This is a genomic window from Dactylosporangium sp. CA-139114 (genome assembly GCF_050955725.1).
In the GTDB taxonomy this organism is placed as follows: Bacteria; Actinomycetota; Actinomycetes; order Mycobacteriales; family Micromonosporaceae; genus Dactylosporangium.
This window is the reverse complement of sequence record NZ_CP192080.1, coordinates 9,336,411-9,349,871: the sequence shown is the minus strand read 5'-3', so window position 1 is coordinate 9,349,871 and position 13,461 is coordinate 9,336,411. Positions and strand designations below refer to the sequence as shown.

Annotated in this window: 11 protein-coding genes; 7 read left to right on the top strand and 4 right to left on the bottom strand. The window is 73.9% G+C overall.

Translation table 11 applies throughout. From position 1 onward, the window contains the following. Window positions 1-555, bottom strand: a complete 555-nt coding sequence (locus ACQP2P_RS41960) for a PadR family transcriptional regulator (RefSeq protein ID WP_433610678.1) — start codon at window positions 553-555, stop codon at window positions 1-3. A gap of 100 nt (window positions 556-655) precedes the next feature. Here ACQP2P_RS41960 and ACQP2P_RS41955 point away from each other — a divergent pair, with 100 nt between their 5' ends. The 3 genes from ACQP2P_RS41955 (at window position 656) to ACQP2P_RS41945 (ending at window position 4,729) form a co-directional block, all read left to right on the top strand. Next, window positions 656-1,324, top strand: coding sequence for a VC0807 family protein (locus tag ACQP2P_RS41955; RefSeq protein WP_433610676.1), 669 nt, complete (start codon window positions 656-658; stop codon window positions 1,322-1,324). Window positions 1,325-1,436: 112 nt separating this feature from the next. Continuing rightward, window positions 1,437-2,591: an FIST signal transduction protein gene (locus ACQP2P_RS41950; RefSeq protein ID WP_433610674.1), complete on the top strand. Its 1,155-nt coding sequence runs from the start codon at window positions 1,437-1,439 to the stop codon at window positions 2,589-2,591. An 11-nt stretch (window positions 2,592-2,602) separates the two neighbouring features. Continuing rightward, window positions 2,603-4,729, top strand: a complete 2,127-nt coding sequence (locus ACQP2P_RS41945; RefSeq protein WP_433610672.1) for a putative bifunctional diguanylate cyclase/phosphodiesterase — start codon at window positions 2,603-2,605, stop codon at window positions 4,727-4,729. Window positions 4,730-4,788: 59 nt separating this feature from the next. On the opposite strand, the gene ACQP2P_RS41940 is transcribed toward ACQP2P_RS41945, so the two are convergent. Beyond that, window positions 4,789-6,162, bottom strand: coding sequence for a carbohydrate-binding protein (locus ACQP2P_RS41940; RefSeq protein ID WP_433610670.1), 1,374 nt, complete (start codon window positions 6,160-6,162; stop codon window positions 4,789-4,791). 174 nt (window positions 6,163-6,336) lie between these two features. Then, window positions 6,337-8,385 (bottom strand): hypothetical protein, encoded by a 2,049-nt coding sequence (locus ACQP2P_RS41935; protein ID WP_433610668.1) that lies wholly within the window; start codon window positions 8,383-8,385, stop codon window positions 6,337-6,339. Between the two features lie 24 nt (window positions 8,386-8,409). On the opposite strand from ACQP2P_RS41935, the gene ACQP2P_RS41930 reads away from it, so the two are divergent. The 4 genes from ACQP2P_RS41930 to ACQP2P_RS41915 all read left to right on the top strand — a co-directional run bounded on the left by ACQP2P_RS41930 (window position 8,410) and on the right by ACQP2P_RS41915 (window position 12,760). Then, the gene (locus ACQP2P_RS41930) at window positions 8,410-8,931 is read left to right on the top strand and encodes an acyl-CoA thioesterase (RefSeq protein ID WP_433610666.1); all 522 of its coding nucleotides are present in this window, start codon (window positions 8,410-8,412) and stop codon (window positions 8,929-8,931) included. A gap of 144 nt (window positions 8,932-9,075) precedes the next feature. Beyond that, the gene (locus ACQP2P_RS41925; RefSeq protein ID WP_433610664.1) at window positions 9,076-9,621 is read left to right on the top strand and encodes an RNA polymerase sigma factor; all 546 of its coding nucleotides are present in this window, start codon (window positions 9,076-9,078) and stop codon (window positions 9,619-9,621) included. Next, on the top strand, window positions 9,618-10,721 hold the full coding sequence (locus ACQP2P_RS41920; protein ID WP_433610662.1) for a hypothetical protein: 1,104 nt from the start codon (window positions 9,618-9,620) through the stop codon (window positions 10,719-10,721). The genes ACQP2P_RS41925 and ACQP2P_RS41920 overlap by 4 nt, the downstream gene beginning before the upstream one ends. Before the next feature lie 89 nt (window positions 10,722-10,810). Next, on the top strand, window positions 10,811-12,760 hold the full coding sequence (locus ACQP2P_RS41915) for an acetoacetate--CoA ligase (RefSeq protein WP_433610660.1): 1,950 nt from the start codon (window positions 10,811-10,813) through the stop codon (window positions 12,758-12,760). On the opposite strand, the gene ACQP2P_RS41910 is transcribed toward ACQP2P_RS41915, so the two are convergent. Next, window positions 12,744-13,361, bottom strand: a complete 618-nt coding sequence (locus ACQP2P_RS41910; protein WP_433610658.1) for a TIGR03089 family protein — start codon at window positions 13,359-13,361, stop codon at window positions 12,744-12,746. The genes ACQP2P_RS41915 and ACQP2P_RS41910 overlap by 17 nt on opposite strands. Window positions 13,362-13,461 lie beyond the last annotated feature (100 nt).

The following is a 13,461-nucleotide window of genomic DNA, read 5'->3' as shown; positions in this document are numbered from 1 at the left end:
TCAGACCGCGCCGCCGGGCGAGCCGGCGGCGCCCTGGTCCATCTGCTCGACGACCCAGCGGGCCCAGTCGCGCTGCAGGGCGAAATACCGCCGGCCGAACTCCGCGGCGTAGCGCGCATAGCCCTGCGCGTGCCCCGCCTCGGCCGCGCCGTCCAGCTGCTCGATGACGTGGTCGAGCTCGGCGACCCGCGCGTCGCTGGTGCCCGCCATCCGGTCGACGAGCACCTTGACGTCGGGCATCTCCAGCGAGGAGAGCATGAACAGGCGCAGCACGAACTCGTTGCGCGGCGGGGTCTCCCCGAGGGGGCTGAACATCCACCGGCGCAGCTCCTCGCGGCCGGGCTCGGTCACGCCGTAGACCTTGCTGCCCCGCGACCCCTCGTCCACGACCTCGATCAGCCCGTCGGCGAGCATCCGCTTGAGCTCGGGGTAGATCTGGCTGTGCCCGGCGTTCCACGCGTGCGACGACAGCGTGACCTCGAAGCGCTTGGTCAGGTCGTAGCCGTTCTGCGGGGTGTCGGAGAGCAGGCCCAGCAGGGCGTGGCGAAGGGACATGGCGGAAGCCTAACCTGTCAAACTCGACATGTCGACCACGACATGACGTGCTCGACATGTTCCGATTGACATGTCTGGCTCGACATGTCAGAGTCGACACATGCCTGACGACGAGCGCGCGACGAGCAAGACCCCCGGATTCCTGGCCATCCTCAAGTCTCTGCTGTGGGACGTGGGCCTGTCGCTGGCCGCCTACTTCGTCGCCCACTGGCTGGGCGCGAGCGACTACGTGGCCCTGCTGTGCGGCTCCCTCGCGGCGCTGGCCCGGATGCTCTGGGTCGCGGCCCGGGCCCGCCGCTTCGACGTCTTCGCCGCCGTGATGCTCGGCGTGTTCCTGGTCGGCCTCGGCCTGTCGTTCCTGACCGGCTCGCCGAAGTTCCTGCTGATCAAGGAGTCCTTCGGCACCGGCATCGCCGGCCTCGCCTTCGTGGTGTCCTGCTTCGTCGGCCGCCCGCTGATCTACCACGCCGCGCTGCGCATGCAGGAGGGCGACCCGGCCAAGGCGGCCGAGTTCGAGCAGAAGTGGCGGGACCTGCCCGGCTTCCGGCGTAGCTTCCGCGTCATGTCCGCGGCCTGGGGCGCCGGGCTGCTCTTCGACGCCGCCGTGCGCCTCCCGCTGGTGCTGGCCCTGCCCACGTCGGCCGCGGTCACCGCCTCCACCGTGCTGTTCATCGCCACGATGGTGATCCTGGCGGCCTGGCAGGTCCGGTACGTCCGGCGCATCCAGGCCCGGACGGCCGCGGCGGAGGCCGCCGTCAGGACCGCGTGACCTCGGGCGCGGCCGCCTCGGGACCGGCTGCTGGACGGCTTGGCGGCGACCCTGCCCTGAGGTCCGCGTAACGGCGGCTCAGCTTGCCCGGGACCGTGCCGATAGCAGGGCCATGTCAAGCACGAGTGAGCGCTGGTTCGGGGCCGGGCACAGCACGGCCGCCGACCCCGCGAAGGCCGGCGGCGAGGCCGCGGCCCAGGCGATCGCCCGGCGTACCCCCGCCGCGGTCTTCGTCTTCGCCTCCGGCGAGTACGACGCGGTGGCGGTGCTCGCCGGGGTCCGGGCCGAGGCGGGCGACGCCGTCGTGGTCGGCGGCGTCGGCCTCGGCGAGCTGACCGGGGCCGGTGCGACGGCGCACGGCGTGGCGGTCGCGGCCCTGGGCGGCCCCGGCTTCACCGTGCGCGCCCGCGCGGCCGGCATCGCCGAGCTCGGCGCCCGCGCGGCCGGGGCCGAGGCGGCCGCGGCGATGGCCGAGATCGACGCGCCCCACACCGCGCTGCTGCTCGTCGCGGACGGCACCGCGCTCGGCCCGCACGAGATCGTGCGCGGCGCCTACTCCGTGGTGGGGGCGGCGGTACCGCTCGCCGGCGGCCTCACCCGCGGCTCGGCCCAGTTCCTCGGCGACCGCGTGCTGGCCGGCAGCGTCGTCGGCGTCGCCCTCGGCTCCGACCGCCCGATCGGCATCGGCATCGCGCACGGCTGGCGCCGCGTCGAGCCGCCGCTGATCGTGACGCGATCGGTGGGCGAGCGCATCTACGAGCTCGACGGCGAGCCCGCCCTCGACGTGCTCCTGCGCCGGGCCGCCGCGTCCGGCGCCGGCGCGCCCGGGACCGCCGCCGAGCTGTTCCAGGACGGGGTCAACCTCCAGCCCGTCGGCCTGGCCCGGCGCAGCGGCCTCGACATCCGCTCGCTGCACGCGGGCGACGACGAGGAGCGCTCGGTCTTCGGGACCGCCGAGATCCCGCAGGGCGCCCTGGTCTGGCTGATGGAGGCCGAGCGCGACGAGCTCGTGGCCGGCGCGGGGGCCGCGATCGGCGCGGCGACGGCGGCCCTGGGCGGCGCCGAGCCGATCGGCCTGCTCGCCTTCGACTGCGGCGGCCGCAAGCTCACCCTGGGGGAGGACGGCATCGCCGAGGAGGTGGCGGCCATGCGCGACGCCCTCGGCGACGTGCCCTTCGCCGGCTTCTACACGCTGGGCGAGATCGCGCGGCTGCGCGGCGCCTCCGGACTGCACCAGCTCACCCTCGTCGCCCTCGCGCTGGCCTGAGGGGAAATCTCGTGCCTTCATGGTCGACCGCTCAGCTGACCGAGTACTTCGTCGCCGTCAACGCCGCCGGCTCCGAGGAGGCCGCCATCGCGCTCGCCGTGGAGCGGGCCGCCGAGATCGTCGAGGCCGAGGTCGGTCTCGTCGCGCTCGGCGGGCGCCCGCGCGGCTCGTGGGGCTTCGGCGGCGCCGCGCCCGAGCGCGACCTGCTCGCCCTGTCCCCGGCGGGCGGGATCGTGGACCTCCCGGGGCTCGGCGACGTCCACGCCGTGCCGAGCCAGCTCGGCTCCGGTCTGCCGGGCGCGCTGATCCTGGGCCGGCTCGACGAGCCGTTCACGCCCGAGGAGCGCCAGACGCTGCAGGGCATGGCCCAGATGCTCGGGGCCGCGATGCGCAGTGCCCGGGCGCTGGCCGCCGAGCAGACCCTGCGCGCCGACCGCGAGCGGGAGACCCGGCTCGTGGAGACCCTCCTGGCCATCCAGCGCGGTATCACGAGCCGGCGCCCGCTGCAGGAGACCTTCGACGCGATCACCGGCGGCGCGGCGGAGCTGCTGGGCGGCGCCTACGTCGCGCTGATCCTGGCCGACCCGGCGCCGCGGGTGGCCTCCTGCGTCGGCGGCGCCGGGCCGGGCGACCGCCCCGGCAACGCGGCCCGGGCGGCGATGCACACCGGCTCGCTGCACGTGGACGAGGACGAGGAGGGGCACGCGGTCATCGCCGTGCCGGTGCTCGTGACCGGAGAGATCGCCGGGAGCCTGGTGGCCCGGGCCGGCGACGCCGCCGGCTACCACGCCGACCAGCTCGAGGCCTTCGCCCAGCAGGTGGGCCTGGCGCTCACCGACGCGCGCACCGTCGAGCAGGTCCACGAGGCCCACCACGACCACGTGACCGGCCTGCCCAGCCGCGCCCTGTTCCTGAAGGCCTTCGACGGCCGTCCGCGCGCCGGGGTGCTCTTCATCGACCTGGACCGGTTCAAGGCGGTCAACGACAGCCTCGGCCACGACGCCGGCGACCAGCTGCTCGCCGACGTCGCCGAGCGGATCCGCGGCTGCGTGCGCGCCGGCGACACCGTGGCCCGCCTCGGCGGCGACGAGTTCGCGGTGCTGCTCGGCGACGCGCACCGCGACGTCGCGGTGGCGACCGGCGAGCGGATCATCGCCGCGGTGCGGGAGCCGTTCCGGGTCAAGGGCCGCAGCGTCTACATCGGCGCGAGCGTCGGCGCGGCCCTGCCCGGCGCCGAGGGCAGCGGATCGCCCGATGAGCTGCTCAACTGCGCCGACCTGGCGATGTACCGCGCGAAGCAGGACGGCCCCGGGCTGGTCGTCGTCTACGAGCCGGCCATGCACGCGGCCGCGCTGCACTACCTCTCGCTGCGGACCGACCTGCAGCGGGCGCTCGCCGAGGGGGAGTTCGGGCTGGTGTACCAGCCGCTGGTCCGCCTCGACGCCGGCTCGGTCGTGGGCGTGGAGGCACTGCTGCGCTGGAACTCCCCGGGCCGCGGCATCGTCGCGCCGGGCGAGTTCCTGCCGATCGCCGAGGAGTCGGGGCTCATCGCCGACATCGGGCAGTGGGTGCTGGCCCGCGCGGCCCAGCAGGTCGCGGCCTGGCGGCGGCGCCGGCCCGGGCTCACGCTCAACGTCAACGTCTCCGGGCGGGAGCTGGTGCGGCCGGGCTTCGTCGAGGACGTGACCCGCACCCTGGCCGCCGCCGGGCTGCCCACGCACGCGGTCACGCTGGAGCTCACCGAGTCGGTGCTCATGAGCGACCCGCAGCCGGCGGTGCTGGCGCTCAACCGGCTGCGGGCGCGCGGGGTGCAGCTGTCGATCGACGACTTCGGGACCGGGTACTCCTCGCTGGCCTACCTGCGCGACCTGCCCGTCGACGAGCTCAAGGTCGACCGCGCGTTCATCGCGCGCACCCAGCTGACCGGGCGGGACATGGCGCTGGTCTCGACCATCATGGAGCTCGGGCACATCCTCGGGCTGCGGGTCGTCGCCGAGGGCATCGAGAACCAGGCGCAGCTGGATGCGGTACAGCGGCTGGGCTGCTCCCTCGGGCAGGGGTTCCACCTCCACCGGCCGCTCGACCCGGCCGCGATCCCGCCGCTGCTGGAGACGCCGGCCCTGCACCGGGCGGCATGACGGAAGGGCCGGGCATGCGCGCCCGGCCCTTCGTCAGTGCGGAATCGAGGTGTGTGTGATCAGCGGCCCTGCAGCGACTTCACGTTGTCGCCGAAGGTCCAGCCCTTCGAGCCGTCCCAGTTGATCGACCAGTCCATGACGCCCTTGATGCCGCTGACGCTGTTGTACGCCTGCGACACCAGCGACGGGGTCATGTAGCCGCCGCCGGCACCCGACTGCGCGGGGAGGCCGGGGACCTGCTTGTCGTAGGGGATCCGGATGGTGGTGCCCTGGATCGTCAGGCCCGAGTTCAGGCAGTTGGTCTGCACCGTGAAGCCCTGGACCGTGCCGGCCGAGTACGAGTCGCCGGAGCAGCCGTACATCGAGCCGTTGTAGTACTGCATGTTCAGCCACCACAGGCGGCCGTTGTCCAGGTATTTCTTGATGATCGGCAGGTACGAGCCCCAGATGGAGCCGTAGGTCACGCTGCCGCCGGTCACGTAGGCCGTCTCCGGCGCCATGGTGAGGCCGAAGTTCGACGGCATCTGGGCCAGCACGCCGTCGATGATGCGGATGAGGTTGGCCTGCGACGTCGACAGCGTGTTGATGTTGCCGCTGCCGGAGAGCCCGGTCTCGATGTCGATGTCGATGCCGTCGAAGTTGTTGGCCTTGAGGATCGGCACGATCGTGGCCACGAACCGGTCCGCGACCGCCGACGAGCTCAGGTCGATGCCGGCCGCGGCGCCGCCGATGGACATCAGCAGCGTCATGCCGTTCGCCTTGGCCTGGCACATCTCGGCCGGCGTCGGCACCTTCACGCCCGCGTCCATGCCGTTCTCCCACAGCACGGTGCCGTCCGAGCGGATGACCGGGAAGGCGAGGTTGATGACGTTGTACCCGTGCTGCGCCATCCGGCTGTCCGTGATCGGAATCCAGCCGAGGCCCGGGTGCACGCCGTTGGAGGCGCCGTCCCAGTTCTCCCAGTAGCCCTGCAGCACCTTCCCGGACGGCCGGGACTTCACCGCGCAGCCGCCCGTGCCGCCGGTCGGCGACGTGGTCGGGGACTTGCTCGGCGAGGCCGACGGCGACTTGCTCGGGGAGGTCGACGGCGACGGGGACGTGGTGCGCGACGGCGACGGCGAGGCGGTCGGGGAGGTGGTCCCGCCGCCCGAGCAGGCGCCGAGGTCCTTCCACAGCGACGGCGTGGCCGCGGGGTTCCAGCCGGCGCCGACGTAGGCGGTGTGGGTCACCAGCGCCTGGTACGTGTGGCCGTTGTACGTCACCTGCTGGCCGGCGGTGTACGTGTTGCCCTCGGCCCAGACCGGCGCCGAACACGCGGCGGCGGCCACGTTCGTGGCGGCCTGGGCTCCGAGCACGGGCGCGAGGGCCAGTGCCGTAACGAGAGCCGCGGCCGCCCCGGTCACCAGGGCGATTGTGCGACGACGAGATCTCACGGGACCTCCTGCCCATCGATGGATCGATGAGCAGGGACGCTATCAGTTAACACTATTAAATGTAAGGGTCGGGAACCTTAAAGCGCCGCCGGTGCGATCCATCGACGGGCGTGCACGGCAACGGCCCCGCCGCTCGAGCCGAGCGGCGGGGCCGGAAGGTGATCGACGTGCGGCTCAGCCCCGATCGCGCGGCGGCTGCGCCCAGGGGTTGTCCCGCCGCTGCTGCGGCTCGTCGGCGTCCGGCTGCTGTGTGTCCGGCTGCTGTGTGTCCGGCTGTTGCGCGGCGGGCTGCGAGCCGGTCCCCTGGGAGGCGGCCCGCTCCGCCGAGATGCGATCGAGGTGGGACTGCGCCGCGGTCGCCCGCCGCTCCGCCTCGCCCCGCGCGAACGCCGCCCGCCGCTCGGCCGCCTCGGCCGGGCTGACCGCCTGCTCCCCGAACCCGAAGTTCGCGGTCGCCTCGGCATCGGCCATCGGCGCCGCGAGCCGCGTCGTGGCCTCGTCGCCGCCGTTCGGCCAACGCGTCGTGGCATCCGGGTCCTCGGCCTCGGCCTTCGCCGGCTCCGCGGCACGGGCCGGCGCCTCCTGAGTCGCCGGCGGGGCTTCGGAGCGCAGCACGGTGGTGGCCTCGTCCGCGGAAGGCGCCTTGATCACGGTCGTGGCCTCCTCGACGGGCGGCTGCGGCGCCATCGGCTGGAACCGCCCGCGCCGCCCCTCCGGCTCGGCGTCCCCGCCGGCGCCGGTCGGCCCGGCCGAGTGCCGGGGCCGCGGCGCCGCGGGCGACTGGGAGCCCGGGTGGAACGCCTCGGTCTCCTCCTCGCGCCCCGGACGCGACGACGCGGCGGCGAACCCGTCGAACGAGGGCCCGGCGAGAATCGAGCGCTCCTCCTCGGCCGGCCCCCGGGCCGCGCGCGACGGGAGGCCGCCGGCGCTCTCGCCCGCGTGCAGCGGCCGGGTCGCCTCCGTCTCGCTCTCGGCGTCGGGGTCGGTGCTGGTGCTGGTGCTGGTGGCCGCGCTCGGTGCCGGGACGACGGGCCACGAGCCCGACGGCATGTCCGTCGACCCGGGGGCCGGCGCGGGCGAGGCGGGCACCGGCCAGGCAGGCGGCGCGTCGTCGGCCGGCGGCGGCGAGCTGGCCCCCCGGCTGTAGGCCACGGCCCCGGCGGCGGGCGCGTCGTCCTCGGGCGTCAACCAGGCCGGCTCGGCGGCAGCCGCCGGCGGCGTGGAGACGGGCGGCGGCGCGGAAGCAACCGGCGGTGCGGAGACAACCGGCGGCGCCGAGACGACCGGCGGCGCGGAAGTGACCGGCGGCATGAAGACCGGCGGCGCGGCCGCGGGCGGCGGTCCGGAGACAGGAGGTCCGGAGACAGGAGGCGCGGAGACAGGCGGTCCGGAGACAGGCGGTGCCGAAACCACCGGCGCCGCAGACATGAACGGCGGCGTCGAGACCGGCGGCGGCGCGGCGAACGGCGGCGGAGCCGACCCGGGCGGCACGGAGGCCCCCGGCGGCGCCGAGACCGGCGGCGTGGACACCGGCGGCGGCGCGGGCGCGAACGGCGAGGCGGCCGGCGGGGCGAACCGCGGCACCGGCTGGGTCTCGTCGGTGGGCGCGGGCGGCGCGGCACCGAACCCGCCCGGCGCCGGCAGCACCGACGTGGCGGCGGCCGGGAACGCGGTCGTGGTGGAGGGCGGCGAGTACGCGGGCCGGGCCACGGGGGGCGGAGCCGCCGGCCCCTGCCCGAGCGGGTACTCGTGCGCGTCCGCCGGCCCCTCACCCGCGACCGGCACCAGCGGCACCGCGGTCGGCCAGGTCCGCCAGCGCTTGACGCTGAAGGCGGCGACGAGCAGCGCGAGCCCGAGCACGGCGGTGGTGCCGTTGACGATCGGCAGGCGCAGGTCCACCTTCAGCGAGGCGATCGCCAGGTCGCGGGGCAGGCTGTTCATCACCGACAGCGGGTCGATGAAGAGGCTCACATAGGTGGAGAGCAGCGCGAGTCCCGCGACGATCGGGCCGACGGGCGAGATGCGCAGGCTGGCGATGAGTCCGATGAGCAGGCCGGCACCCAGGAGGTAGGCGGCGGGCACCAGCAGGTCGACGGAGTCGAAAGCGCCGCGCTCGACCCACTTCGCCACGGTTTCCGCGGATTGCTGCTGACCGATCGCGATCAGCAGCCAGGCGATCGGGGCGATGAACATCCCCGCGATCAGGCTTCCGACGTGTCGCATGGCTCGCACCGTACCGTCTTTGGCATGACCGAGCACACCGCCGGACCGCCCGGCCGTCCCACCGGTTACTCGCGGGTCACGCTGAGCCGGATCATGACCGCGGTCGACGTCAACCTCTACGGCACGGTCCACGGCGGCGTGATCATGAAGTTCATCGACGACGTCGCGGGCGCGGCGGCCGCGCGGCACAGCGGCGGCACGGCCGTGACCGCCTCGATCGACGAGATCGCGTTCCTCGAGCCGCTGCGCGTCGGCGACCTCGTCCACGCGTTCGCGCAGGTCAACTGGACCGGCACGAGCTCGATGGAGGTGGGCGTCCGGCTCGAGGCCGAGCGCTGGGACGAGGTCAGCGAGGCCGCCCCGCTGGTCGTGGCGACCGCGTACCTCGTCTTCGTCGCCATCGACGCCCATGGCCGGCCCCGCCCCGTCCCCGCCGTCGTCCCCGACTCGCCCGTCGACGAGGGCCGGTGGCGCGAGGCGGAAATCCGACGCGAGCACCGTCTCGCCCGCCGGGACGCGATCCAACGGCATCGATCGAACCGCTGAGCAGCCAACAACCAGAAGCCAGGAGCCCATGGCTCGGGTCCGCGTCAGTCACTGACCGTCGCTCCCGCCAGGAATCCCGGCCTCCGCGGTGGCAAGAGCGGAAAAACCCGGGAACAGCGCGGCGGGCACCGGACAAGAAGGTGTGTGGACCCGGAAGGCAACCTCTTGATCGCGGACGGCTTCACCGCCCTCTACGACCGGCACACGCAGGCGCTGTACCGCTACTGCGCGCGCCGGGTGGGGCCGGATCTCGCCGAGGACGCGGTGGCCCAGACGTTTCTCGTCGCGTACGAGAAGCGTCACACCGTCGACCCCGGTGCCGACCCGCTCCCGTGGCTGTTCGGCATCGCCACCAACGTGCTGTTCCGCCATCGCCGCGACGAGGTGCGCGGCTACCGAGCGCTGGCCCGGACGGGCGCGGACCCGCTGCTGGCGCAGGTGTCGGCGGAGAGCCATGCGGCCCGGACGGACGAACGGGTGGACGCCGGCCGGCGGGCGCGCCTCATCGCGCGAGTGCTCGCCAAGCTGCCGGCCCGCCAGCGCGACGTTCTGCTGCTGTTCGCGGTCGCCGACCTGTCGTACGCGGAGATCGCCGAGGCGCTGCACCTGCCCCTCGGCACCGTCCGCTCGGCGCTGCACCGGGCCCGCACCAAGTTGCGCAAGGCACTCGACGAGGCGGAGCGACGATGAGCACTGACGACAAGGACCTGTTGGCCCTGCGGGAGTTCCGCAGCGCCCTGGACGCCCCGCCGGAAGGGGTGCTCGTGAAGGGCCGCTACCGGCTGGCCGCCAGCGAGTATCGCCCTCCGGCGCGCCGCCGCCAGTGGTTGCTGGTCACCGCCGGTGCGGCCGCGGCCCTGGCCGTGGTCGTGGGCGCGGGGGTGGCCGTGCGGCAAGCGGGCGGCCCGGTCGGTGACGGCGGCGGCCAGGCCCCGGCCGAGCGCCCGGCCGCGACCGGCTCGCCGACGGACGGCGGGCCCGCGGACATCCCGGTCGCGATCGGCACCCGGGCTCCGCTCGACGCCAAGGTCATCGGCGACGGGGGCGCGACGCACGCCAAGGCGGTCGCCGCGATGGATCGCCTGGCCGACGCGGGGGCGAGCGCCCAGCCGATGCCGGTCCCGGCGGGGCAGGTGCTCTACGTGAAGACGTACAACCTGTCCGCCGGCGAGCAGACCTACATCCACGAGGTATGGCTGGACCCGGTCGCCATGGTCACCCTCCGCGTCCGCCGCACCGACGGCACGCACACGATGGACACGCCGAGCACCGAGGAGGAGATCGACCAGGCCGCGGCCCTCCCGGCGGGCATGTACCGCCCGACCGCGCAGTTCGTGGCCGGCCTGCCCACCGACCCGGGCCAGCTCCTCACGTACTGGCGGCAGTGGGCCCAGACCGAGTACCCCGGCCGCCCGGCCGACGCCATGATCTGGAAGGACGCCTTCGAGCTGATCGACTACTCGGAGCCGTTCTGGACGCCGCAGCAGCGGGCCGTCATCTACAGGGCGCTCGCGAAGATGCCCGACGTGAAGGCGACCACGGCGAAGATCGACAACAAGCCGTACGACCTCGTCTGCATGGATCGTGAACTCAACGGCTCGGGCAGCGTGGACTGCTGGTTGTTCGACTCGGCCACGGGCCGCCACGCGGGCAGCGCCTGGCCGTCCAAGAACCTGGCCCTGAACGCGGGCAACGTCGGCCTGATCGACTACGGCACCCAGCCCCGCCCGGCCCCCGGCGTGCTGCTGAGCAACCCGCCCAAGCCGAGCGGTTCGCCGAAGACGAAGTAGTGCGATGTCGGTGGGCCCCATCCGGTCGAGGGATCGGATGGGGTTCTCCCACACTGAGCGACCATTCACGCGTACCGCAAGATGGACCAATGGCAAAGGTGCTCTGGGAACCCCCGTCGGACGTGCGCGAGAACACCCGCATCGGGGCATTCCTGCGCCGGCTGGAGGCCGAGCGCGGCCTGGCCTTCGACGACTACCAGGCACTGTGGCAGTGGTCGGTCGACGAGCCCGCCGAGTTCTGGCGCGCGATCTGGGACCACTTCGAGGTCGTCGCGCATGTGGCGCCCACCGACACCCTGCCCGACGCGACGATGCCCGGCGCCCGGTGGTTCCCCGGGGCCCGCCTCAACTACGCCGAGCACGTCCTGCGCATGCCCGGGGTCGCCGACGACGAGCCGATCGTGATCGCCCGCTCGCAGACCCGCGGACCCGTCGAGCTGACCGCCGCCGAGCTGCGCGAGCAGGTCCGCCGGGCGCGGGCCGGGCTGCGGCGGCTGGGAGTCGGTGAGGGGGACCGGGTCGCGGCCTACGCCCCGAACATCCCCGAGACCTTCGTGCTCCTGCTCGCCGCGGCCAGCCTCGGCGCCGTCTTCTCCAGCTGCGCCCCCGAGTTCGGCACCCGCTCCGTCGTCGACCGCTGGCGCCAGATCGAGCCGAAGGTGCTCGTGGCGGTCGACGGCTACCGCTACGGCGACAAGCCCATCGACCGCACCGCCGAGGTCGAGGCCATCCGCGCGGCCCTGCCGTCGGTCGAGCACGTGGTGCGCATCGGATACCTGAACCGGGACGCGGACGCGGCCCGGGACGACTGGTCCGGGCTCACCGCGGCGACCGACGAGCCGCTGGAGTTCGCCGGGGTCCCGTTCGAGCACCCGCTGTACGTCCTCTACTCCTCGGGCACGACGGGCCTGCCGAAGCCGATCGTGCACGGCCACGGCGGCATCCTCCTCGAGCACCTCAAGATGCTCGCCCTGCACCACGACCTCGGCCCGGGGGACCGGTTCTTCTGGTTCACCACGACCGGCTGGATGATGTGGAACTACCTCGTCTCCGGCCCCGCCGTCGGCGCCGCGGTCGTGCTGGTCGACGGCAACCCGGCGCACCCGGACCTCGGCTGGCTGTGGCGGGTGGCGCAAGAGACCGGCACCACGTATTTCGGCACCTCCGCCCCCTTCCTGCTCTCCTGCCGCAAGGCCGGGCTGGTGCCGAAGGACTTCGCGGACCTGAGCCGCCTGCGCGGGGTCGGCTCCACCGGCGCGCCCCTGCCGCCCGAGGGCTTCGAATGGGTCTACGACGCCGTGTCGAAGGACCTGCTGCTGGCGTCGGTCTCGGGCGGTACCGATGTCTGCACCGCCTTCGTCGGGGGAGCGCCACTGCTGCCGGTGCGGGCCGGGGAGATCGCCTGCCGGGCGCTCGGCGCACGGGTCGAGGCGTTCGCGGCGGACGGCACCCCGGTGGTGGGCGAGCTCGGCGAGCTGGTGATCACCGCCCCGATGCCGAGCATGCCGGTCGGGTTCTGGGGCGACGCGGACGGCAGCCGCTACGCCGAGGCCTACTTCGGCACCTACCCGGGCGTGTGGCGCCACGGCGACTGGATCACCATCGACGAGCGCGGCGCGTGCGTGATCACCGGCCGCTCGGACGCGACCCTGAACCGCGGCGGCGTCCGGCTCGGCACGAGCGAGTTCTACTCGGTCGTGGAGGGGCTGGACGAGGTCGTGGACTCCGTGGTCGTCCACCTGGAGGACCCCGAGGGCGGGGCGGGTGAGCTGCTGCTGTTCGTGGTGCTGGCCGACGGCGTCACCCTCGACGACACGCTGCGCGCGCGCATCGCCCGGGAGCTGCGCACCGCGCTCTCGCCGCGGCACGTCCCCGACGAGGTCTTCCAGGTCGGGGCCGTGCCGCGCACGCTGTCGGGCAAGAAGCTGGAGGTGCCCGTGAAGCGCATTCTCACGGGCACGCCGGTGGATCAGGCGGCCGCCAAGGGCGCGCTGGTGAATCCGGAGTCGCTGCAGTACTTCGTCACAGCACGGCGGTAGCCTGCTCCGACGCCGCGCGCTGCTCGAGCTTCGCCGGGTCGCTGTTGACGCTCAGCACGATGCTGGCCCCGGCGACGAGCGGCGCGACGAGCCACTCGACGGGGTCGGGGTGCGCGACGGCGTCCACGAGCACGCGCCCGGCCGGGTAGCCCAGCGCCCGCGCGCGCTCGACCAGCTCCTCGGTGCCGGCCCCGCCGACCGGCCCCGGGTAGTGGTCGCCGAACTGCCGCACCTCGGCCACGTAGTCCGCGAACCCGTCCGGCACCCCGCCGCGCATCGGCAGGCCCATCGGCGCGAGGCCGAGCACGTACCGGTCGGCCGGCCCGGGCGCGCCCGTCTCCGCCGCCGTGAGGGACGCGAACTCGACGTCGGCCCCCGCGCCCGTCGGCTCCCCGTAGGCCACGCTCAGCCCGGCCGTCCACGCGCCGAGCAGCACCGCCGCGGTCTGCCAGTGCGCGGGCAGCCGCACCGCGGCCACGTCACCCGGCCCCAGCCCGCACCCGTCGACCAGCAGGTTCGCGGTCTTCGACACCCAGTTGGCCAGCGTCGCCCCGGACAGCTCGGTGCGCTCGCCGGTCGCGTCGTCGTAGAACGTCAGCAACGGAAGTGACGGGTCTTTCCCCACAAATGCCGCAAAGAGTGAAGGAACTGTATTCCCCATATGTCCAATTGATCCCTTCCATAGCATCTCACCTGATTTC

Bases quoted from the DNA above. Each gene is read 5' to 3' on its own strand.
- ACQP2P_RS41960 (WP_433610678.1), bottom strand. From the start codon at position 555: ATGTCCCTTCGCCACGCCCTGCTGGGCCTGCTCTCCGACACCCCGCAG.
- ACQP2P_RS41935 (WP_433610668.1), bottom strand. From the start codon at position 8,385: ATGCGACACGTCGGAAGCCTGATCGCGGGGATGTTCATCGCCCCGATC.
- ACQP2P_RS41930 (WP_433610666.1), top strand. From the start codon at position 8,410: ATGACCGAGCACACCGCCGGACCGCCCGGCCGTCCCACCGGTTACTCG.
- ACQP2P_RS41950 (WP_433610674.1), top strand. From the start codon at position 1,437: ATGTCAAGCACGAGTGAGCGCTGGTTCGGGGCCGGGCACAGCACGGCC.
- ACQP2P_RS41920 (WP_433610662.1), top strand. From the start codon at position 9,618: ATGAGCACTGACGACAAGGACCTGTTGGCCCTGCGGGAGTTCCGCAGC.
- ACQP2P_RS41955 (WP_433610676.1), top strand. From the start codon at position 656: ATGCCTGACGACGAGCGCGCGACGAGCAAGACCCCCGGATTCCTGGCC.
- ACQP2P_RS41915 (WP_433610660.1), top strand. From the start codon at position 10,811: ATGGCAAAGGTGCTCTGGGAACCCCCGTCGGACGTGCGCGAGAACACC.